Genomic DNA, 21059 nt, shown 5'->3' on the forward strand with positions numbered 1-21059 from the left:
AGACGATGCAGAAAATCACTGAACCCACTTATGAATTACCGCTGGCGAATGTCGATATTCATGACGACTTCTGGCTGGCCTACCAGCAGCTGATCCGCGACGTCGTGATCCCTTACCAGTGGGCGGCGCTGAACGATCAGGTGGAGGAGGCGGAACCGAGCCATGCCATTGAAAATTTCCGCATCGCCGCCGGGCAGCGTGACGGCGAATTTTACGGCATGGTGTTCCAGGACAGCGACGTCGCCAAGTGGCTTGAGGCGGTAGGCTATTTGCTCAACAAACAGCCGGATGCCGCGCTGGAACAGACCGCCGATGAGGTCATTGAGTTAGTGGCGGCAGTGCAGCAACCGGACGGCTACCTCAACACCTATTTCACGGTGAAAGACCCGGCCGGGCGCTGGACCAATCTGGCGGAGTGCCACGAACTCTACTGCGCCGGGCACCTGATTGAGGCGGCGGTGGCCTATTACCACGGCACCGGCAAACGCCGGTTGCTCGATGTGGCCTGCAAACTGGCCGATCACATCGACAGCGTTTTCGGCACGGCGGCGGGCCAACTGCCCGGCTACCCCGGCCACCCGGAGATTGAGCTGGCGCTGGCCCGGCTGTACGAGGTCACCCAGGCGCCGCGCTATCTGGCGCTGGCCGGGTACTTTGTGGCCCAGCGCGGCACCCGGCCGCACTTCTATGATGAGGAGTATGCCCGGCGCGGCTTTACCTCCTACTGGCAGACGCACGGCCCGGCGTGGATGGTGAAAGACAAAGCCTACAGCCAGGCGCACCAGCCGCTGGCAGAGCAGCAGGTGGCGGTGGGCCACGCGGTACGCTTCGTCTACCTGATGACCGGCGTCGCCCACCTGGCGCAGCTCAGCAACGACGCAGGCCAGCGGGCGATCTGCCGCCGCCTGTGGGACAACATGGCGCAAAAGCAGCTCTACATTACCGGGGCGATCGGCGCGCAGAGCAGCGGCGAGGCGTTCAGTTCCGATTACGATCTGCCGCCGGACACTGCCTACAACGAAACCTGCGCCTCGATTGGCCTGATGATGTTTGCCCGCCGGATGCTGCACCTGGAGGCGGATCGGCGCTACGCCGACGTGATGGAGCGGGCGCTCTACAACACCGTGCTGGCGGGCATGGCGCTGGACGGCAAACACTTTTTCTACGTCAACCCGCTGGAGGTGCAGCCGCAGAGCTGCCGCCACAACCATATCTATGACCATGTCAAACCGGTGCGCCAGCGCTGGTTCGGCTGCGCCTGCTGCCCGCCAAACATTGCGCGGCTGCTGGCGTCGCTGGGCCAGTACATCTACACCCAGACCCCTGAGGCGCTGCTGGTGAACCTCTATATCGGCAGTGAGGCGCGGGTGGAGTTAGGCGGGCAGGGGGTGACGCTGCGCCAGCAGGGGGACTACCTGCACCAGGGCGAAATGCGCCTGTCACTGGCGATGGAAGCGCCGGTCAGCGGGACGCTGGCCTTGCGGCTGCCCGGCTGGTGCGCCGCGCCGCAGGTCACGGTGAACGGCGAGGCGCAGGATGTCACGCCGGCGCGGCAGGGCTATCTCTGGCTGACGCGCTGCTGGCAACCGGGGGATGAGATCGCGTTGACGCTGCCGATGGCGGTACGGCGGGTGAAAGCCGCCTCACCGCTGCGCCATGCCGCCGGTCAGGTGGCATTGCAGCGCGGGCCGCTGGTCTACTGCCTGGAAGAGGCGGATAACGGCCGCGAACTGCATAATTTGTTGTTGCCGCCGGAGGCGACGTTCAGCCTGCGGGAGGGCGGGGGCGTGCTGGCCGGTAAAATGCTGATTTGTGCACCCGGCCAGCGGGTGGTGCCTGCCGCGCCGGACGCCGCGCTCTACCAGTTTGACCCGGCCCCCGCGGCCCGTACGGCGCAAACCCTGACCTTCATTCCCTATTTCGCCTGGGCCAACCGCGGCGAAGGGGAGATGCGCGTCTGGGTGCGGGAGGGCTGAGACGTGCTCAGTAGCCCGCCAGCCGCGCCGCCAGCAGCGCCAGCAGGCGTGGGTTATCCACCTGCGTCATGATGCGGGTATTGGGCGTGCGCCCGGCCAGATGGCGCGGTTTCACGGCGGCCAGCGTCTGCCCGGCGGCCGCGCCTTCGGTGACGACGCTGACATGGCCGTCGACGCCGCTGAACAGCGTCGGGTCAATCAGCCAGGCGATTACGCACGGGTCGTGCAAGCAGGGGTCAGCCGCCCCGTAACTGCGCATCATCGCGGCCAGCGTCGCGCCGGTAGCGTTGCGCTGGTGCAGCGCGTCGAGCCAGGCAGCGCTCATCTGCGCCTGCGACGTCACATCCAGCCCAAACATCACCTGTGGAATACCGGCACTCAACACCACATGGGCAGCCCATGGGTCAACGTAAAGGTTAAATTCCGCGGCCGGGGAGACATTGCCGGGGCAGAACGCCGCGCCGCCCATCAGCACCAGTTGTTTGATCTTCGGGGCAATGCCGGGGTCTTTAATCAGCGCCAGCGCGATGTTGGTCAGCGGGCCGATGGCGCACAGGGTGATTTCAGCGGGTTCGGCGTTAATTGTCTCGATAATAAAATCCACCGCGTGCGGGCGTTGCAGCGCGAAACCCGGCTCCGGCAGCGGCACGCCGCCCAGCCCGTCATGGCCGTGCACCTGCGTGTGGTAACCGTGCAGGTCGCGCATCGGGCGCGGGCAGCCGGAAAACACCGGGATGTCGTGGCGGTTGGCGAGGGTACAGATGCGCCGCGCGTTGTACTCCGTCAAGGTTGCCGAGACATTGCCGGCCACGGTGGTGATACCGGCGAGCGTGATCTCCTGCGGGGAGGCGAGGGCCAGCAGGATGGCGACGGCGTCATCCACGCCGGGGTCGCAGTCAAGAATAATGCGGTGTGCAGCCATAAAGAGACCTGATTGTCAGGGGTATCGGGAGCTCTACAGTAAAGGGAGGCGGGGCAGAGGGCAATGCGCGGAACGGCAGGCAAGAAAAAGGCGGCCAACGCCGCCTCTTCGACCGTACTGCCTGGGCTTATTTATACAGCTCAGCATTCCCATAAAGATGGTTATTGCCGGACGCTGAAATGATGCGGTATGAGGTCGCACCCTGTTCGTCGGCTTTCTGCGCCAGACGGCTTTCCAGGTCGCTCAGGTTCAGCGAACGGGCGCTGACAACGCCAATGGCCTGTTCGCCGGCCGGGGCGTGGTCAACCTGCTGGGCAGCGAAGGCACCGAACGAGGCGGTGGTTAACGCAAGGGCAGCGATGGCAATTTTCAGGTTTTTCATGATCTTATTCCTATCCGAAGTTGATGTTTTTATACGTTATTTTTCAGTCTGACATCAGTTGTAAAGTTCAGCGGTACCGTACACCAGGTTGGTGCTGCCGGACGCGGAGGTAATGCGGTAAGCACTCGCACCCTGTTCCTGCGCTTTCTGCGCGATCTGGCGTTCCAGGCCGGAGAGGTCAGTTGAACGGGCGCTGACGGTGCCGATCTGCTGGGCATCAGCCGGGGCCTGGGTCACTTCCTGGGCGGCAAACGCACCAAAGGAGGCGGTGGTCAGGGCGAGGGCGGCAAGGGCAATTTTCAAGTTTTTCATGGTATTCATTCCTGTCAGTAAGGGGCACAACGGGCGTTAGCTCAGGTAACGGCCGGGCTTATTTATAAAGTTCAGCGGTACCGTACACCAGGTTGGTGCTGCCGGACGCGGAAGTAATGCGGTAAGCACTCGCACCCTGTTCCTGCGCTTTCTGCGCGATCTGACGTTCCAGGCCGGAGAGGTCAGTTGAACGGGCGCTGACGGTGCCGATCTGCTGGGCATCAGCCGGGGCCTGGGTTACTTCCTGGGCGGCAAACGCACCAAAGGAGGCGGTGGTCAGGGCAAGGGCGGCAAGGGCAATTTTCAGGTTTTTCATGATCTGGTTTCCTTAACGAAGACGGTGTTGTCAGGTGACCGTTATTTAATTAACGATCGATAATTAAATGTTAGACCGATCTTTCCGACCCTGCAACTATTTTTTTAACGTTCGTTAATTAATCTTTGGCAATGCGTGCGGCAGGCGGGCGAACTGCGGAGGGCGGCGCGTGCCGCCCTGTCAGCGAAGGGAATTAATTGTAGAGCGTGCTGTCATCAAACAGGTGGTTATTGCCGGAGCTGGCAATAATCTGCCGCGCCACCGGGTCGCGCAGGGTTGTGCGTTGCGCCACGGCCGGTTTCAGGCCGGAGAGGTCCTGGCGGGTGTGGGTGGAAAAGCCAATTTTCTGGCTATCAACCTGCATCGTGATAACCTGTTGGTTCGCCAGCACCGGTAGCGGGCTGGCGGCCGAAAGCAGGGCCGCAATAAGCAGCGTGGTGGTTTTCATGGTGAGATGTCCCAGTAGGGCGAATCCCGTGATGACCGGTCTGGTGCCGTCAGGGGCGCCGGTATCGCCGGCGGGGTGGCGGTCTTGCTGCCCGGCAGGGCGGGAGTCGTCATTTGTTTAACGATCGATAACAAAATTATAAACACTCCTCGACACACCTGCCACTGTTTTTTATAATGATCATTAATAAATATTTTCTGACCTAATCACAGCAGTGATAAGAGAGGGTGTATGAGCACTGAAAATATGGCACTGGCCAAAAAATGCCGCGGACGCCCGAAGCAGTTTGACCGTGATGACGCCTTAAACAAAGCCCTGAAACTCTTCTGGAAATACGGTTACGAAGCGACCTCACTGGCCGATCTGGTGGAAGCCACCGGCGCCAAAGCCCCGACGCTGTATGCCGAGTTCGGGAATAAAGAGGGGCTGTTCCGGGCGGCGGTTGAGCACTACCTCACCCTGTTTGTGGAAACCAGCAACCGGGCGCTGATGCAGTCTGACGTGCCGTTGCGCCAGGCGATTGAAGAGTACCTGCGGGCGGCGGCGGCACTGTTTACAGACTGCGACAACCCGTCCGGCTGTTTTATGGTCTGTACATCGGCCACGCTGTCGGCGGCATCGGAGGAGATCGCCTCGATGCTGCGGTCGCGCCACCATTTGCAGGAAGAGACGCTGAGCGAGTTCCTCGACAGCCGCAAAGAGAGCGGTGAGCTTTCGCCGCAGGTGTCCAGCCGGATCCTGGCGAAATACCTGAACTGTACGGTGCAGGGGATGTCCGTACAGGCGCGTGACGGTGCCAGCCGTGCCGAGCTGAACCAGCTGGTGGATGTGGTGATGGCCATCTGGCCGCAGTTGATCGCCTTTGAGGCGCAGCCCACCGCCTCTGCCTGAGGCCGTGATGCGCGACGCGTTACGCCTTCGTATTGAGCGGCAGGTGCTGAGCATTTCCGGCCTGTCGCTGGGCGGTATTGACTTGGAACAGCCGCGTGGTGACCCAGGGCTGTTTGGCCCGGACGCCGTGGCCTGGCGCATCCACGGTGATTTTACTTCCATGCTGTGCGGCGGCGTGTGCGCGCTGCTGTTACAGATGCTGCACCCGCTGGCGCTGGCCGGGGTGTGGGACCACTCCAATTTCCGCGCCGACATGCTCGGCCGCCTGCGCCGCACCAGCCAGTTTATCTCCGGTACCACCTTCGGCGCGACCGCCGACGCTGAGCGCCTGCTCCAGCGGGTGCGCATGATCCATGACCGGGTCAGCGGCCGGGATGCGCTCGGCACCCCCTATGCCGCCAATGACCCGGCGCTGCTGGTCTGGGTGCATGTGGCCGAAACCTACAGTTTTCTGCAATCCCACCTGCGTTACCGCAACCCCCACCTTTCGCCTGCCGATCAGGACACCTATTACCGGGAAGCGGCGCGCATCGCCTATGCGCTGGGTGCCGGGCCGGTGCCGGAGAGCGTGGCGGCGGTAGAGGCCTATCTGCACCAGATGCGCCCGCAGTTACGCTATGACGCGCGCACCGCGGAGGTCGTGCAGGTGTTGCTCAACGCCCCGGCCCCCAGCCGGATCGCCGCGCCGTTCGGCGCCCTCATGATGCAGGCAGGGATTGACCTGCTGCCGCCGTGGGCCGCCGGGCAGCTCCAGCTCCCGATGACCCCGGCGCGGCGCTATGCCGTACGGTTCGGCACCCGCCGCCTGGCGCGGTTGTTGCGCTGGGCGGTGAGGAATGGCTCGTGGCACCGGGCGATGCGGAGGATGGGGCGGGGGTAACGGAAGGCCTCCAGCCCCCCAGGCCAGGGCAGGTGTTTCAGCCGTTTATGTGTGGCTGCCCATTCAGGCTTTCGCGCCTTAACCGGAGGCACTGCCGCGCCAACGCGTGACCGGCACGACTTTTCTGGCCGTAAGGACAATTTTTGGGAGTTTTGCCCGTGCGCAGCGCGGGGAAGGCGTTCTACACTTCGTTTAATGCGAGGAACATACGATTTTATTGAGGTGTCATGCGCCAGTCAGAATTGATCGCCGAAGTCAGCAACCATAAACAGACACTTATTGCCGTGGTCGAACAGGATGACCGGGTGGTCTATTTCTACCTCTATGCCCAGGGCGACCTGCGCGAACGTTTCCCCGGTATGCGCGCCTGCTGGGTGCGTAACCTGCAACCAGCCCCGGTCGCGGAGGATCAGGCCGCGATGGAGCAGGGGCTGGCACCGATGATGCCCGCCGCGTACTGCCGCAGCCTGGACGGCGAACCGCCGCTGCACCCGGACGGCATCCAGGTTATCTGGAATGAAAGCGATGACGGCGCGGCGCTCTGGTATCACGGCCAGTTGCTGGCGGTGGTGCCGGGCTGGAGCCTCTATATCGACCATCAGGTCAGCTACGCCGCCAGTTGCCTGAAAGACAACGGCAGCACCTTCCCGCTCGGCTCCGCGTCCACCAACCAGCAATATGCGCGGGCGGAAGAGACACGCCACTTCTGGCGCACCTGGCAGCACCAGCATGAGCACCACCCGTGGCAAAAACTCCAGCAGCAGTTTATGGAGCGTTACGAGGCGCGCTTCGGACCGTCGGTGAAGTATTACGCCATCGATCAGGGCAGCTGGCCGCCGATGGCGATCTCGCAGCATGAGCATAACGGCGTCTATTACTTCCTGACGCTGGGCGTCAGCATCCGGCCGATGCCGTGCGTGGAGATCCTGTTCAATGATGACGCCGGTGATTACCGCCGCATGGAGATGGCGTTTGCGGTGGAAGCACAGTACGTGACCGAACAGAGTGCGGTGCAGATGGCGAGCGCGCTGTCGGGGTTTGCACAACTGCCGTGGACCACCATCAACTGGCTGGGCGAAGGGCACACCGTGGAGTCACCGATGGCCCCGCAGGGCTACGAGGGCTTTGTGCTGTCTGATGCGCTCTGCTCCCCGGCCAGCAAAGTCTCCATGCCGGCCGTTTATGGCGACAAAGTTAACCTCTACTGGGCCAGCCCGATCTTTACCCCGGAACGTGAATTCGCCCACAGCCAGCCAAACGGCGGCTTTGAGCTGGTGAAAAAACTGATTGAAGCGGGCGTCGGCCACGTCTTTGTGCCGCGCAGCCCGGTGCTGTAACCCCGCCCGGGGGGCCGCCGCGCCCCTCGTGGGTAAAATCTTTACCCGCTGCCTCCCCGGCTATTTCTATACGAATGAATTAATTTCTGAGCGAAACAATGAGCTGTAAAAGGATATAGCGCCGCCTTCTCAAAATTCTGCCGGTTATGCTTTTTCAATCCTATCCAATGGGTAAAAGCAGGTGTACATCAGAAACGTTAATATCAGCAGTATTAACCTGACCGCCTCCTGTTGCGGGGGAATACACGCCTTTCCGGTATGTTCCGGAGGAAACATGTTTCAGTACATCCACACCCATCATGAGCAGCTGATTATTTTTTTATTCTCTATGGTGTTAGGCGGTGCATTACCGGTCGGCATTTATATTGGCCGGAAAAATATCCGCGCCATCCGTTCAGCGCTGCTGCTGGAATTGGTGAAAGTCTTTGAGCTGACCGGGCATAAAACCATCCCCTCTATGGAAGTGATGAAATATAAATACCATGTTGATGAGGGCAGCGGCGTCAGCCAGGCCGATGATGGCGGGGGCGTCTTCGGCTATTATATTGTGCCGGTGATGTTATATGTCTGCCTGACAATCTTCTGTTTTTATATCTCTCTCGATACGCTTTATCATATTTATCTGCTTAAAATTGAAAAGTTGAAAGAGAGTGATTACCTCTCCCGGCTGGTCTTTACCTTTACTTTTTTGGGCGCCTATCTCTGGACGCTGCAATACCTGCTGCGGCGGGTCGCTAATTTTGACTTGTCGCCTATCTCCTATTTCCGCGCCTTCTTCCGCATTTTATTGCCGCTGGTAATTGTCGGGGCGATCTATTACAGCGGCGTCATGAATGAAAGCAGTGAAACGGTCATCAGTACCGGCCAGGCCGCCGTCAATAAAGCCGGCAGCGCCACCCTGATGATTGTGGCCATTGCGCTGCTGGTGGGCCTGTTCCCGCTGGCGTTTATTGATGTGCTGGTGGCGCGTTTCCCGAAGCTGGTGGGGCGGCGGGTGGATCAGGACGATAAACGGCTGATGAAAGAGTATCCGCTGGATATGATCATCGGTATCGATCCGTTTATGAAATTCCGGCTTGGGGAGTTTGAAATCGAGGATGTGCAGAATCTGGCGACCGCCAACCCGATCCAGCTGTTTGTGGAAACCCCCTACGGGCTGTATGAGGTGATTGACTGGGTGGCGCAGGCGCAGTTGATCATCGCTGTCGGCTCGAAAAAAACGTTCCAGTTACGTGAGCTGAATATCCGCACGGTGTTTGACCTCGAGCGCATCGGCCCGGACCGGGATCTGCGTAACCGGCTGTACCGGATCCTGCTGGGGGACCCGGCGGTCTCGCTGGCCGATCCCGGCGGCAACCGCGGCGACGCGCTGGACACCCTGATCGACATCATCCGTGACGATCTGTACGTCGCCCGCTTGCGGCAGATCTGGGAGATTATCCTCGCCAAGATCAGTGATTGCACCGGGCCGCGTTAGGGGGCAGCCGGTTATCTCTTCTCGCGCCCTTTAGTCTATTTTCAATGGGTTAATATGTTTTTCTGATTTTTCTTGAACAGAGTAAATTTGAAAAAGGACCGGGGTGAGAAAAACATAAAAACTGCTGTTAAGAATGAGAGCATAATAGACAGGCCAACAAGATAATTGAAGTTTTTACGGGTAGTGATCTCTACTACATTTTCACCTTTTTTAGCTGAATAAGTTAAATAGCCGCGGGTAGAACGGTTTTCACCATTGGCCAGCAAAGCAGCATAAGCCATGACTGGAATTTGACACTCGGCATCACTGTCTGCATGGAATGTAAATGCCGGCATGCCTTTCTCATTTAAAGTCCTGTCAGCAATATAATCAGTCTGCTGGGAATTAATCGTACAGGTTATCTTTTTGAGGTCTTTTTTGAAGTCAGAACCAACCAGAGTATAATCTATGTATACTGCCTGTAAAAAATCTTTCTGATTGAGTGGTGTTTTCTTTTTTTCAAAAGTGACAGAAGAAGTTAAAAGGCTGGAGGCAAATAGTGCCAGGCATAAGAGGGTAACATTCCGTTCATAACGTATAATTACAAAAAGCATACAGCTTAAAATGTAGGGTGTTATTCTCCATGGGAATTGGATGTTAGAAAAAATGGCCAGCCATGATGGGAATATAAGGTAATTAATAGGAAAGGTGACGAAGCATATCATTAGAAAAAGGGCGATTAGCAGCCATTTATCTTCATTTTTTCGGTTACGTAATGAAATAAGGAAAGCTGTCATTAGCGGTGCGCCAATACAGATCAGCATGCCCGTTAACCGGCCATTTTGTATAGTAAGTCCTAATAGAAAATCATCAAGCCTGACTATCGCTGATTTCATAACATCAAACCAGATGATTTCCCCCATCTGAATTTTATCATGTATTTGTTCATAAATCATAGGGATAAGGAAGAAAGCACTTAAGCATATCGCGGATATCGCATGTTTAAAGAGTGTCTTTAACTGCTGAATGTTCATTTTCAACGTGATGCAGCAAAGCATGACGAAAAAACAAGCGCATAAAAAAGAAGGAATATTTGATAACAGAATAAGCGTCATGCTCACTGGGATTTTTTTATTAATTTCTCCTTTTGAAAAATCAATGAAGCCACTTATAAGAATGGGTGTAAAAATCATTGACGTTGCTTCTGGAAAAGCAAAGCGGGTATAGAGGTTGGTTGCTAAATAGCCGGATGAACTGTAGATGGCTGCAACGAGTAATGAACATTGGGTAGAGTTGTATTTCTTGCAACATATAAATGAAGAGAGGTAGCACAACGCTATAATAAAAATGGCGGTTGTCTTTATAGTTCTGTCTAACTCTGATGGGTTTATTGTATGAGCTATATACATTAAAAAGGTAGATAAAGGGGGGTAAAATAGATTCCATGAATAACCCGGGAATGTTTCATTAGAGAAATCAAAATAGGGAATGATTTGCTTGGTATTAATTGATACTAACAATCTGTTTATATGTGCGCCTACATCATGCCCGACCCACGCATTGCCCGTTGTCAGAGGGTAAGAAACTATCAGCAGTGATATTATTATTGGTATAAGTATTTTGGCATTTTCAAAGTAACAGGTTGCGTTTTTGATGTGCTGTTTTAAGTTTATGTTTGTCATTTTGTTAATTATTGGTTGGATTAATTTAAATGTAAGGAAGGTTTCTACCGTTGAGGGCTAATTCTCTTGCGTTAAGTGTTATATCATGAAAGGACGATGTTTTATAAATTTCCCTTTATTCTCTTTTGGTAATAAATTTTGGTTGGATAAGTAAATTAAATGTCATCGGTATTAGATTTGAAAAGCAAAACATTGCTTTTTTTTAAATTGCTACATTACCGCGCTCTTTGCCCCCCATTTTCACTCCCACAATGAAACTGTTACCCGGTAACCCGGCTGTATCCGGTCGTTCAGGGCGGCTATGCTTGTGGCCTGAGGTGCGCTGCGGCGCACTGCCACCTACTCTGAAGGAGCTGAAGATGAAAGCCATCGCCTATGAGCAACCCGGCCTGCCGATTAATGACCCGCAGTCGCTGTTTGATACCGACCTGCCTGAGCCGCAACCCGGCGCGCGTGACCTGCGGGTGCAGGTGAAAGCGATTGCCGTGAACCCGGTGGACACCAAAGTGCGTGCCGGCGGCGACACCAACGGGCCGCGCGTGCTGGGCTGGGACGTCGCCGGGGTGGTGGAGTCGGTCGGGCCGGAGGTGACGCTGTTCAAACCGGGTGATGAGGTGTTCTATGCCGGATCGCTTATCCGCCCCGGCTGCTACAGCGAATTGCATCTGGTGGATGAGCGCATCGTCGGCCGTAAACCGGCCTCGCTTAACTTTGCCGACAGCGCCGCGCTGCCGCTGACGGCCATCACCGCCTGGGAACTGCTGTTTGACCGGCTCGGCGTGGCGGAGCAGGGCGGCGAAGGCGACACGCTGCTGATTGTCGGCGCAGCGGGCGGCGTTGGGTCGATCCTGACCCAGCTGGCCCGCCAGCTGACCCGCATGACGGTCATCGGCACCGCCTCACGCGGCGAAACGCAGGCGTGGGTAACGCAACAGGGCGCACACCATGTGATTGACCACCATCAGCCGCTGGCCCCGCAACTCAACGCGCTCGGCATTGAGCAGGTGACGCACGTCGCCAGCCTGACCCACACCGATAGCCACTATGCGCAGCTCATCGACGTGCTGGCACCGCAGGGCAAACTGGGGCTGATTGATGACCCGGCCTCGCTGGATGCCATGCCGCTTAAGCGCAAGGCGATTTCCCTGCACTGGGAACTGATGTTCACCCGTTCAATGTTCGAAACGCCGGACATGATCAAACAGCATGAACTGCTGAACCGCGTGGCTGACCTGCTGGACAGCGGGGTGCTCCGCACCACCGTCGGCCAGCATTTCGGCACCATCAACGCAGAAAACCTGCGGCGCGCCCATGCGCTGCTGGAGTCCGGCGCGTCACGCGGCAAAACGGTGCTGGAAGGCTTCTGATCCCCGTGTTTCCCGCCCGGCAGGCTCCCGCCTGCCGGGTTTTCCCCTGTGCGGTACTTCTCCGAAAAGCGGCGTTTTGTCGCACCGTTCACCCTCACGGCTGGTCAGCCGGGAAATCGCGGCTATCCTTTTGACAGCAAGCATGTTTATCCAGGGCAGCACGATCTGATTATCAGGAGGAGTTCCATGTCCCGTTCCACCCTTATCGGGCGCTGGCTGGCGGTGGCGCTGGTCGCCGTGTCCGGTCTGGCGCAGGCGGCTGACGCCGTACGCGTCGGCTCGAAAATTGATACCGAAGGCTCACTGCTCGGCAACCTGATCATCCAGGTGCTGGAGGCCAACGGCATTAAAACCACCAACCGCCTGCAACTCGGCAACACCAAAGTGGTGCGCGGGGCGATTACCGCCGGTGAAATTGATATTTACCCGGAGTACACCGGCAACGGCGCGTTCTTCTTCTCACAAGACAGCGACCCGGCCTGGAAAAATGCCCAGGCAGGTTATGACAAGGTAAAACAGCTGGACTACGACCAGAACAAGATTGTCTGGCTTGACCCGGCCCCGGCCAATAACACCTGGACGATTGCGGTACGCCAGGATCTGGCGCAGCAGAACCACCTGACCAGCCTGGATGACCTCGGCAAATACATCAGCGGCGGCGGCACCTTTAAACTGGCGGCCTCGGCGGAATTTATCGAGCGGCCGGACGCGCTGCCCGCCTTCCAGCAGGCGTACCATTTCACCCTGAAGCAGGACCAGTTGCTGTCGCTGGCGGGCGGTGACACCGCCGTGACCATCAAAGCCGCCGCAGAGCAGACCTCCGGCGTCAACGCCGCGATGGCCTACGGCACCGACGGCCCGGTGGCGGCACTCGGCCTGCAAACCCTGAGTGACCCGCAGGGCGTGCAGCCGATTTATGCCCCGGCACCGATTATCCGCGAGGCGGTGCTCAACCAGCATAAAAACATCCCGGCGCTGCTGAAACCGGTGTTTGCCTCACTCGACGGCCCGACGCTGCAAAAACTCAATGCGCAGATTGCCGTCGGCGGGCGTGACGCGAAAAAAGTGGCGCAGAAATACCTGAAAGATAAAGGCTTCGTGAAATCCTGATGCCGGACGCGCACCCAACGCCCCGGCTGAACCCGGTGCTACTGTTGCTGACGGTGCTGCTGGCGCTGTCCCTTGCCGGGCTGGGGTTTGTCAGCCATGCGCCGAACCGGCTGGTGTCGGGCGAGGCGATGCCGCTGGCCGCGCTGCTGCACGCCACCGGCTGGCTGCGGTTGCTGCCGCTGGCGGGGCTGGCGGGGCTGGCCTGTTTGCCGCCCCGGCGCGCCGCCTCGCTGGCGGCGTTGCTGCTGGCGGAAGTCTTGCTGTTTACCCTGACGCAACAGGCCGGGCTGACGGCGCAGGCGCTCTCCGGCGGCGAGGAGAGCATTGCGCGCACCTCGCTCGGGGGCGGCTACTGGGCGGCGGCGGCGCTCTGCCTGCTGATTGGCGCGGACGCCGTGACCCACATCACGGCACAGCGCGGCCTGCGGCTGCTGCTCGGCGCGCAGATGGTGCTGCCGGTGGCGGCACTGCTGGTCAGCGGTCGGCTGGACGCGCTGTCGCTGATGCAGGAGTACGCCAACCGCGAAGAGGTGTTCAATGATGCGCTGTGGCAACACCTCGGCCTGCTCGGCGGTACGCTGTTGCCGTCGCTGCTGATCGGGCTGCCGCTCGGCGTGCTCTGTTACCGCTCCGCCCGCTGGCGCGCCCCGCTGTTCCCGCTGCTTAACATCATCCAGACCATTCCGTCGATTGCGCTGTTCGGCCTGCTGCTCGCCCCGCTGGCGGGGCTGGCCGCCGCCTGGCCGTGGCTCGCGCACCTCGGCATCAGCGGCATCGGCACGGCACCGGCGATTATTGCGCTGGTGCTCTATTCGTTGCTGCCGCTGGTGCGCAGCGTGGTGGCGGGGCTGGCGTCCGTCCCGGCCCATGTGCAGGAGGCAGCGCGCGGCATGGGCATGACGCGCGGCCAGCTGTTCCGGCAGGTGCAACTGCCGCTGGCGCTGCCGGTGATCCTCTCCGGCGTGCGCGTGGTGGCGGTACAGACCGTGGGGCTGGCGATGGTGGCGGCATTGATTGGCGCAGGCGGCTTCGGGGCCATTATGTTCCAGGGGCTGCTGAGCAGCGCGCTGGATCTGGTGCTGCTGGGGGTGATCCCGGTGGTGCTGATGGCCGTGGTCATCGATGGCCTGTTTACGTTTCTTGTCTCGGTATTGGAACCCCCCCGCAGATGATTCAGTTTTCGCAGGTAAGTAAATTCTACGCCGGCAAACCGGTGGTGGATGACCTGACGCTCACCATCGCCGACGGCGAATTCACGGTGCTTATCGGCACCTCCGGCTCCGGCAAATCCACCACGCTGAAGATGATTAACCGGCTGGTGGAGCATGACCAGGGCAAAATCCTGTTCGCCGGTGAGGAGATCCACGCCTTTAAGCCGCAGGATTTGCGGCGGCGCATGGGCTACGCCATCCAGTCGATTGGCCTGTTCCCGCACTGGACGGTGGAGCAGAACATCGCCACCGTGCCGCAACTGCTGAAATGGCCGAAGGCGAAAATCCGCGACCGCGTCACCGAACTGCTGGCGCTGCTGCACCTTGAGCCTGAATTGTTCCGCCACCGCTACCCGCACCAGCTTTCCGGCGGCCAGCAGCAGCGGGTCGGGGTGGCGCGGGCGCTGGCGGCTGACCCGGAAGTGCTGTTGATGGATGAGCCGTTCGGCGCGCTCGACCCGGTCACGCGCAGTGCGTTGCAGGAGGAGGTGGCGCGCATCCACCAGATCTCCGGGCGTACCGTGGTGCTGGTGACCCATGACATCGACGAGGCGCTGGCATTGGCTGACCGCATTGTGCTGCTCGATCAGGGCCGCGTGGTGCAGCAGGGCACGCCGCTGGCGCTGTTGCAGCAGCCCGCCAGCGCCTTTGTGCGGGACTTCTTTGGCCGCAGCGATCTCGGCATCAAGCTGCTGGCGCAGGCCCAGGTGGCGCAACGGGTGCGGCCGGGCCGTGCCGCCGGGGAGCCGGTGGCCGCCAGCCTGACGCTGCGTGATGCGCTGTCGCTGTTTGTGGCGCGCGGCACCCGCTGCCTGCCGGTGGCGGACGATCAGGGGCGGCCGCTCGGCGTGCTGCATCTGGAAGATTTAGTCGAGGAGGGCGGCGATGGGCGCTGAACGGCGCGGCTGGCGGCGGTTGCGGTCGCCGCTGCTCTGGGCATTGATCCTGCTGGTGGCGTTTACGTTCGGCATGGGCGAGCTGGGCGGCCTGTTCCACTGGCTGTTCCCCACGCTGCAACGCCCGCTCTACCTGCAACAGGGCTTTCCGTCGCTGGTGTTGTCGCACCTGCTGCTGGTGGGCATCTCCAGCTTGATTGCGGTGGTGATTGGCGTGACCGCCGGGATTGCGGTGACGCGTGACGCCGGGCGGGCGTTCCGGCCGTTGCTGGAGACACTGGTGGCGGTGGGGCAGACCTTCCCGCCGGTGGCGGTGCTGGCGGTGGCGGTGCCGGTGATGGGCTTCAGCGAGAAACCGGCGATTCTGGCGCTGGTGCTGTATGGCCTGCTGCCGGTGGTGCAGGGCACGCTGGCCGGGCTGGGGTCAGTACCGGCGGCCAGCCGCGAGGTGGCGCTCGGCGTCGGCATGAGCCGCCGGCAGATGCTGATGCGCGTCGAGCTGCCGCTGGCCGCGCCGGTGATCATTACCGGCATCCGCACGTCGGTGATCATCAACATCGGCACGGCGGCCATCGCCTCCAGCGTCGGCACCCAGAGCCTCGGCTCGCCGATTGTGATTGGCCTGAGCGGCTTCAACACCGCCTATGTGTTACAGGGGGCGATTCTGGTGGCGCTGCTGGCGATCGTCACCGATATGCTGTTTGAACGCTGGGCTGCGGTGCTGCAACAGCGGCGCGGCGGCTGAGATCAGGCCGGTGGGCCAATCAGCACGGCGTAACCGGCCAGCATCACCCCGCCAATGGCACCGAGTGCCATCAATGAGACCAGGCCAATCACGATTTTTTTTGCAACATTGTTCATTTGGTTATCCTTTGGTTAGCAGCAGGATTATAGAGCCTTTCCTCCCGCTGGCAACCGGCACGGCCTCAGCCTTTCGCCGGGGGGGTGGTGGCCGGGCGGAACAGCAGCTTGCCGAGCGTCACCAGCAGCACCGCCGCCAGGATCACCGCCAGCGCCAGCCACTCAACCGCCGTAAGCCGCTCCCCGCCTAATCCGATGCCAATCAGCACCGCCACCATGGGGTTGACGTAGGCGTAGCTGGTGGCCAGCGCCGGGCGCACATTCTTCAGCAGATACATATAGGCGCTGACGGCGATCACCGAGCCGAACAGAATCAGGTAGCCCAGCGCCAGCAGGCTTTGGGTGGAGGGCGTGCCCGTGAGCTGCTCGCCGTGCAGTTGGCTGGTGAGCAGCAGCACCGCGCCTGCGATCAGCATCTCCGCGGCCCCGGCCATCGCCCCGGTGGGCAGCGGCAGGCGCGCGCTCCACACCGAGCCGAACGCCCAGCTCAGCGAGGCGATCAGGATAAGCCCGGCGCCCCACGGGTTCCCGGCCAGGTTATGCCCGGTGTTGAGCAGCACAATGCCCACCAGCCCAATCGCCACGCCGCTCCACTCCACGCGGCTGTGCGTGATGCCCCACAACCGGCTGAAGCAGAGCGTGAACAGCGGCACCGTCGCCACCATCACCGCCGCAATGCCGGACGGCACCTGCATATGTTCCGCTACCGTCACCAGCCCGTTGCCCACCGCCAGCAACAGCACGCCAATCACCGCGGCCGCCAGCCACTGTTTGCCGGTCGGCAGCGCATGGCCGCGCAGCAGCAGGAACGAAAACAGCAGTACCCCGCCGCAAAGGTAGCGGATACCGGCCAGCATCAGCGGCGGGAAGCTCTCCACCCCAATGCGGATGGCGAAATAGGTGGAGCCCCAGATAATGTAGAGGGCAAACAGGGCGGCCGCCAGCAGCCAGAACGCGCGCCGGGAAGTGTCAGTCATGGTGGGTGTGTCATCCGTGGAGGGAAAAAAAGAGGCCACCAGATAACAACATCGCGGCCGCTTCTGCAACCCAAAACCGCGCCTTGTCGCCGGGGCTTTCCGGCCTGATGGCCGGCCATGTGTCAATTTACGTCAGAATTGCCGCCGGTCAGCCGGGGTTTTGTCAACTTAAGTCAAATTTTCTGCCCGAGGGTTCATGCCTTTGTCACAATCCGCCGGTAACACTCAGGGTAAGTCCCACACATCCCGGAACGAGGCAGCCCATGAGCGAGAAAACGATTTTCCCCCCGGCCGCAGTGGATTCGCGCCCGGATTTGACCGGCAAGAGCCACCGGTTCACGCCGTTGTTTATCATCCTGGCGGCCCTGTGCGGGCTGGCGTTTGCCGGTGCCAACCTGTTCAGCGATGTCGCCGACGCCGGGCAGAACGTCAGCAGCACCAGCTATGTGCCGTTTTTGCTGCTCGGGCTGGCGCTGGTGATCGCGCTCGGCTTCGAGTTTGTCAACGGCTTCCATGACACGGCCAACGCCGTGGCCACGGTGATTTACACCCACTCGCTGACGCCGGGCGTGGCGATCCTCTGGTCGGGGCTGTGCAATTTCAGCGGCGTGATGCTCTCCAGCGGCGTGGTGGCGTTCGGCATCATCTCGCTGCTGCCGGTAGACCTGATTTTGCAGGCCAGCTCCGGCCACGGCTTCGCGATGATCTACGCGCTGCTGTTTTCGGCAATTATCTGGAACCTCGGCACCTGGTACCTCGGGCTGCCGTCGTCGTCGTCCCATACGCTGATTGGCTCGATTATCGGCGTCGGGGTGGCGAATGCCATTGACCACGGCCGCAGCGGGCTGGATGGCGTGAACTGGGATCAGGCGCTGAATGTCGCGTACGCCCTGCTGCTGTCGCCGGTGGTGGGCTTCGTCTGCGCCGCCGGGCTGCTGTTGCTGATGAAGAAAGTGATCCGCAACCGCCAGCTCTACGTCTCACCGGAAGGCAAACGGCCGCCGCCGCCGTGGATCCGTGGCTTACTGATCCTGACCTGTACCGGCGTCTCGTTTGCCCACGGCTCGAATGACGGCCAGAAGGGCATGGGGCTGATTATGCTGATCCTGGTGGGCACCATGCCTATCGTCTACGCGCTGAACCGCTCCATCCCGCCGGAGCAAATCCCGCGGGTGGCGGCACTGTCACAGGTCACGGAGCAGCAGTTGCTGAACGGGCAGCCTGCCGCGCTGAGCACACCGCCGCGCGATGTGCTGATCCAGTTTGTCAGCAGCGGTGACAATACTCCGCAGGTGCTGCCCGCGCTGAGCATGACGCTGCACAACATCGCCACGCAGATCAAACAGTACGGCTCAATGGACCGCATCCCGGCGCAACTGGTGGCGAACACCCGCAATGACATGTACCTGGCCTCAGAGAGCATCAAGGCGCTGAAAACCCACGAGGTCAGCTTACCGGCAGAGACGCAGAACAACCTCGATGCCATGAAGCGGGAGCTGGACAACGCCACGCGCTTTATCCCGCTGTGGGTGAAAGTGGTGGTCGCGCTGGCGCTGGGGCTGGGCACGATGGTCGGCTGGCGGCGTATTGTGATCACCGTGGGCGAGCGGATCGGGAAAAACCACCTGAGTTATGCGCAGGGCGCGAGTGCGGAGCTGGTGGCGATGGTCACCATCGGCGCGGCAGACGGCTTCGGGCTGCCGGTGTCGACCACCCACGTGCTCTCCTCCGGCGTGGCCGGGACGATGGCCGCCAACCGCTCCGGCCTGCAAATGGCGACGCTGCGCAACCTGCTGATCGCCTGGGTATTGACCCTGCCGGTTTCGATTCTGATCTCCGCACTGCTCTATATGCTGTTTATCCGGCTGTAGGGCAGGGGGCGGGAAGGGGGCGCACGAACCGGGATAATCCCGGTTATCCTCAGGTGGGGGTATTTTCAAGCAGGGCAGCGCTGCCCATCAGTTCAATGTCCAGTTTCTGCGCCTGCCAGTCCGCCAGTTGCTGCTGTTGCTGGCGGCTGAGCCGCCCCTCGGCCCACAGCACCACATGGTGCGTATTCAGCGCATCAAGTTGCGGGGCGGTCAGCAGGTCAGCCAGCACATCCACCCGCGCACCGGCTTCGCTGCGCTTGATCCCCTCCAGCCAAAGCTCCGCCCGGTCAGCGCGCCCCCAGCCGATGATCATCAGCGGCTCGCCCGGCGTTTTGCGGCCGGCAGCCAGGCAAAAGGCCGCGTACTCAATCACGATGCCGTCCAGCAGGCTGCGCAGGGTCAGCAGCGGCGCGCCGTGGCTCGCCAGCCGGGCGCGCAACGGCCGCAGGACGTTGTCCACCAACTGGGACGCCGGGTACTCGCGGCCATACTCTTTCAATAACTGGCGGACGCGGTTGAGGTTCACCCGCTGCAACGCGGCCAGCAGGGCATCAGTGAGTTTTGCCCAACTGTCTGTGGCCTCTTCCGGCTTGCCATCCCCCTCCAGCAACGCCCGCACCTGGCCGACCGGCACGCCGCGTTCAATCCAGCTCAGAATGGTATGGATACGGGCCAGGTCGTCATCATCGAACAGCCGGTGTCCGCCTTCGGTGCGTTTGGGTTTGAGCAAACCATATCTTCGCTGCCAGGCACGTAACGTGACGGGATTGATCCCGCAAAGGGCGGCAACTTCGCCGATGCTGTAACGTCTCATCTCTGCCCTCTGGTGTCTAAAATTGCAATAATGTTCGTAATAATAATGAAGGATGTTATCAAATATGCACGGCTAAGACAGTGGCTGAGTTGTTTTGTTTGGTAAAAAAACCGCAAAATACAGGCGGTCAAATATTGGTGAAGAGATGATCTGGCCCGTCCAGTGCGGCACGCTTGCCTATTTCTCATTTACGGGATAGATTCTCATAATTGAGAAAAAGAGAGCGTTTTATGGACGATAACCAGGATCGCCTGCTGGCACAACGGCTGGTGCAATTACGTACCGCCCGGCAATGGTCGCTTGACCAGCTCGCCCAGCAGACCGGCATCAGCCGGGCAACCTTGTCACGTATTGAACGGGCGGAAACCAGCCCGACCGCCGCCTTGCTCGGCAAGCTGGCGCAGGTGTTCGGCATGACCATGTCACAGCTGCTGCGTGAGATTGAGGAGTCCCCGCCGGAGCTGCTGTCACGGGCCAACCAGCCGGTGTGGCATGACCTGGAAACCGGCTTCGAGCGCCGCTCCGTTTCCCCGCCGACCCAGGGGTTCCGCGCTGAACTGATAGAAGGGCGGCTGCGCGCCGGGGCGTCGATTCATTACGATAACGCGCCGGTGGCCGGGATGCAGCAGCAGATCTGGCTGCTCTCCGGTGCACTGGAATACAGCCTGAGCGACCGCACCTGGCGCCTGACGCCGGGCGATTGCCTGCGCTTTTTGCTCAACGGCCCCTCCCATTTCTACGCGCCCGGCCCTGCCGACGCGCATTATGCCATCGTGATTTGCCGAACCTGACCGGAGCCACCATGACCGATTACCTTCACTATACTGTTACCCCGGAACTGAATGCCGATGACCTGCAAGGCCTGGCACAGGTGTTGCACGCTTGTGTGGCGCACAATGCCAGCGTCGGGTTTGTGCAGCCTTTCAGCCTGGAGGCGGCTGCCGCGTTCTGGCAGGGACAGGCTGCGTCGGTGGCTGCCGGGGAGCGCATCCTGCTGCTGGCACGCGCCCAGGGGCGGGTGGTCGGCACGGTACAGCTGATCCCGGCGGGTATGCCGAACGGCCGGCACCGCGCTGAAGTCGCCAAGTTGCTGGTGCACCCGGATGCCCGGCGGCAGGGCATTGCCCGGTCACTGATGGAGCAGGTGGAGCAGGAAGCCCGCGCGCGCGGCAAACGCCTGCTGGTGCTCGACACCCGCAGCGGCGATGTGGCCGAACAGCTTTACCTGTCGCTCGGCTACCAGATCAGCGGGCAGATCCCGGATTATGTCTTATCCCCCAGCAGCCACGGGTCAGCGCCGGTCTGGGAACCCACTACCGTGATGTTCAAAGCGATAGCGGCGTGACGGGC

The 21059-nt window shown here is 60.5% G+C and carries 22 protein-coding genes; 13 read left to right on the plus strand and 9 right to left on the minus strand.

Annotated elements, in window-relative coordinates; all coding sequences use genetic code 11:
- Window positions 1-5 precede the first annotated feature (5 nt).
- Entirely contained in the window at window positions 6-1976 is a 1971-nt protein-coding gene (locus JK232_RS12000; RefSeq protein WP_212589255.1) for a glycoside hydrolase family 127 protein, read from the plus strand.
- 7 nt (window positions 1977-1983) lie between these two features.
- Here the strand turns inward: JK232_RS12000 and JK232_RS12005 are convergent, their stop codons facing one another.
- The 5 genes from JK232_RS12005 to JK232_RS12025 all read right to left on the minus strand — a co-directional run bounded on the left by JK232_RS12005 (window position 1984) and on the right by JK232_RS12025 (window position 4356).
- The gene (locus JK232_RS12005) at window positions 1984-2898 is read right to left on the minus strand and encodes a nucleoside hydrolase (protein ID WP_101854957.1); all 915 of its coding nucleotides are present in this window, start codon (window positions 2896-2898) and stop codon (window positions 1984-1986) included.
- Window positions 2899-3025: 127 nt separating this feature from the next.
- The gene (gene bhsA / locus JK232_RS12010) at window positions 3026-3280 is read right to left on the minus strand and encodes a multiple stress resistance protein BhsA (RefSeq protein ID WP_072926104.1); all 255 of its coding nucleotides are present in this window, start codon (window positions 3278-3280) and stop codon (window positions 3026-3028) included.
- Between the two features lie 54 nt (window positions 3281-3334).
- Window positions 3335-3592 carry a multiple stress resistance protein BhsA gene (gene bhsA, locus JK232_RS12015; RefSeq protein WP_072926102.1) on the minus strand — a complete coding sequence of 86 codons (258 nt, stop codon included), beginning with the start codon at window positions 3590-3592 and terminating at the stop codon, window positions 3335-3337.
- A 58-nt stretch (window positions 3593-3650) separates the two neighbouring features.
- Complete coding sequence (gene bhsA / locus JK232_RS12020) at window positions 3651-3908, minus strand: multiple stress resistance protein BhsA (protein ID WP_072926100.1); 258 nt, start codon at window positions 3906-3908, stop codon at window positions 3651-3653.
- 193 nt (window positions 3909-4101) lie between these two features.
- Window positions 4102-4356 (minus strand): hypothetical protein, encoded by a 255-nt coding sequence (locus tag JK232_RS12025; protein ID WP_101828749.1) that lies wholly within the window; start codon window positions 4354-4356, stop codon window positions 4102-4104.
- 231 nt (window positions 4357-4587) lie between these two features.
- Here JK232_RS12025 and JK232_RS12030 point away from each other — a divergent pair, with 231 nt between their 5' ends.
- The 4 genes from JK232_RS12030 to JK232_RS12045 all read left to right on the plus strand — a co-directional run bounded on the left by JK232_RS12030 (window position 4588) and on the right by JK232_RS12045 (window position 8941).
- A complete protein-coding gene (locus JK232_RS12030; protein WP_072926097.1) occupies window positions 4588-5247 on the plus strand; it encodes a TetR/AcrR family transcriptional regulator in 660 nt (219 codons plus the stop codon).
- A gap of 7 nt (window positions 5248-5254) precedes the next feature.
- Window positions 5255-6127 (plus strand): oxygenase MpaB family protein, encoded by an 873-nt coding sequence (locus tag JK232_RS12035; protein WP_212589256.1) that lies wholly within the window; start codon window positions 5255-5257, stop codon window positions 6125-6127.
- Window positions 6128-6354: 227 nt separating this feature from the next.
- On the plus strand, window positions 6355-7464 hold the full coding sequence (locus JK232_RS12040; protein WP_072926094.1) for a suppressor of fused domain protein: 1110 nt from the start codon (window positions 6355-6357) through the stop codon (window positions 7462-7464).
- 274 nt (window positions 7465-7738) lie between these two features.
- The gene (locus JK232_RS12045) at window positions 7739-8941 is read left to right on the plus strand and encodes a hypothetical protein (RefSeq protein WP_212589257.1); all 1203 of its coding nucleotides are present in this window, start codon (window positions 7739-7741) and stop codon (window positions 8939-8941) included.
- A 41-nt stretch (window positions 8942-8982) separates the two neighbouring features.
- On the opposite strand, the gene JK232_RS12050 is transcribed toward JK232_RS12045, so the two are convergent.
- The gene (locus JK232_RS12050) at window positions 8983-10602 is read right to left on the minus strand and encodes a glycosyltransferase family protein (RefSeq protein WP_212589258.1); all 1620 of its coding nucleotides are present in this window, start codon (window positions 10600-10602) and stop codon (window positions 8983-8985) included.
- Window positions 10603-10961: 359 nt separating this feature from the next.
- Between JK232_RS12050 and JK232_RS12055 the strand changes: the two genes are divergently transcribed.
- The 5 genes from JK232_RS12055 (at window position 10962) to JK232_RS12075 (ending at window position 15931) form a co-directional block, all read left to right on the plus strand.
- A complete protein-coding gene (locus JK232_RS12055) occupies window positions 10962-11969 on the plus strand; it encodes a zinc-binding alcohol dehydrogenase family protein (RefSeq protein WP_072926090.1) in 1008 nt (335 codons plus the stop codon).
- Window positions 11970-12155: 186 nt separating this feature from the next.
- A complete protein-coding gene (osmF, locus tag JK232_RS12060; RefSeq protein WP_072926089.1) occupies window positions 12156-13079 on the plus strand; it encodes a glycine betaine ABC transporter substrate-binding protein OsmF in 924 nt (307 codons plus the stop codon).
- A complete protein-coding gene (locus JK232_RS12065) occupies window positions 13079-14251 on the plus strand; it encodes an ABC transporter permease (protein ID WP_212589259.1) in 1173 nt (390 codons plus the stop codon). The genes osmF and JK232_RS12065 overlap by 1 nt, the downstream gene beginning before the upstream one ends.
- Window positions 14248-15186, plus strand: a complete 939-nt coding sequence (locus tag JK232_RS12070; protein WP_072926080.1) for an ABC transporter ATP-binding protein — start codon at window positions 14248-14250, stop codon at window positions 15184-15186. Before JK232_RS12065 ends, JK232_RS12070 begins: the two co-directional genes overlap by 4 nt.
- On the plus strand, window positions 15176-15931 hold the full coding sequence (locus JK232_RS12075) for an ABC transporter permease (RefSeq protein WP_072926078.1): 756 nt from the start codon (window positions 15176-15178) through the stop codon (window positions 15929-15931). Before JK232_RS12070 ends, JK232_RS12075 begins: the two co-directional genes overlap by 11 nt.
- Window positions 15932-15933: 2 nt before the next feature.
- Here the strand turns inward: JK232_RS12075 and JK232_RS22840 are convergent, their stop codons facing one another.
- Entirely contained in the window at window positions 15934-16047 is a 114-nt protein-coding gene (locus JK232_RS22840) for a hypothetical protein (RefSeq protein ID WP_241506127.1), read from the minus strand.
- Between the two features lie 65 nt (window positions 16048-16112).
- Complete coding sequence (gene yedA, locus JK232_RS12080) at window positions 16113-17024, minus strand: drug/metabolite exporter YedA (RefSeq protein ID WP_072926076.1); 912 nt, start codon at window positions 17022-17024, stop codon at window positions 16113-16115.
- Window positions 17025-17287: 263 nt separating this feature from the next.
- Between yedA and JK232_RS12085 the strand changes: the two genes are divergently transcribed.
- On the plus strand, window positions 17288-18895 hold the full coding sequence (locus JK232_RS12085) for an inorganic phosphate transporter (RefSeq protein ID WP_212589260.1): 1608 nt from the start codon (window positions 17288-17290) through the stop codon (window positions 18893-18895).
- A 49-nt stretch (window positions 18896-18944) separates the two neighbouring features.
- On the opposite strand, the gene JK232_RS12090 is transcribed toward JK232_RS12085, so the two are convergent.
- Entirely contained in the window at window positions 18945-19709 is a 765-nt protein-coding gene (locus JK232_RS12090; protein WP_101828753.1) for a MerR family transcriptional regulator, read from the minus strand.
- 230 nt (window positions 19710-19939) lie between these two features.
- On the opposite strand from JK232_RS12090, the gene JK232_RS12095 reads away from it, so the two are divergent.
- Window positions 19940-20500, plus strand: coding sequence for a helix-turn-helix domain-containing protein (locus JK232_RS12095; protein ID WP_072926072.1), 561 nt, complete (start codon window positions 19940-19942; stop codon window positions 20498-20500).
- Window positions 20501-20511: 11 nt separating this feature from the next.
- Window positions 20512-21054 (plus strand): GNAT family N-acetyltransferase, encoded by a 543-nt coding sequence (locus JK232_RS12100; protein WP_101828754.1) that lies wholly within the window; start codon window positions 20512-20514, stop codon window positions 21052-21054.
- Window positions 21055-21059: the final 5 nt, after the last annotated feature.

Origin of the sequence: Nissabacter archeti (genome assembly GCF_018257325.1) — a bacterium.
GTDB lineage: Bacteria > Pseudomonadota > Gammaproteobacteria > Enterobacterales > Enterobacteriaceae > Chimaeribacter > Chimaeribacter arupi.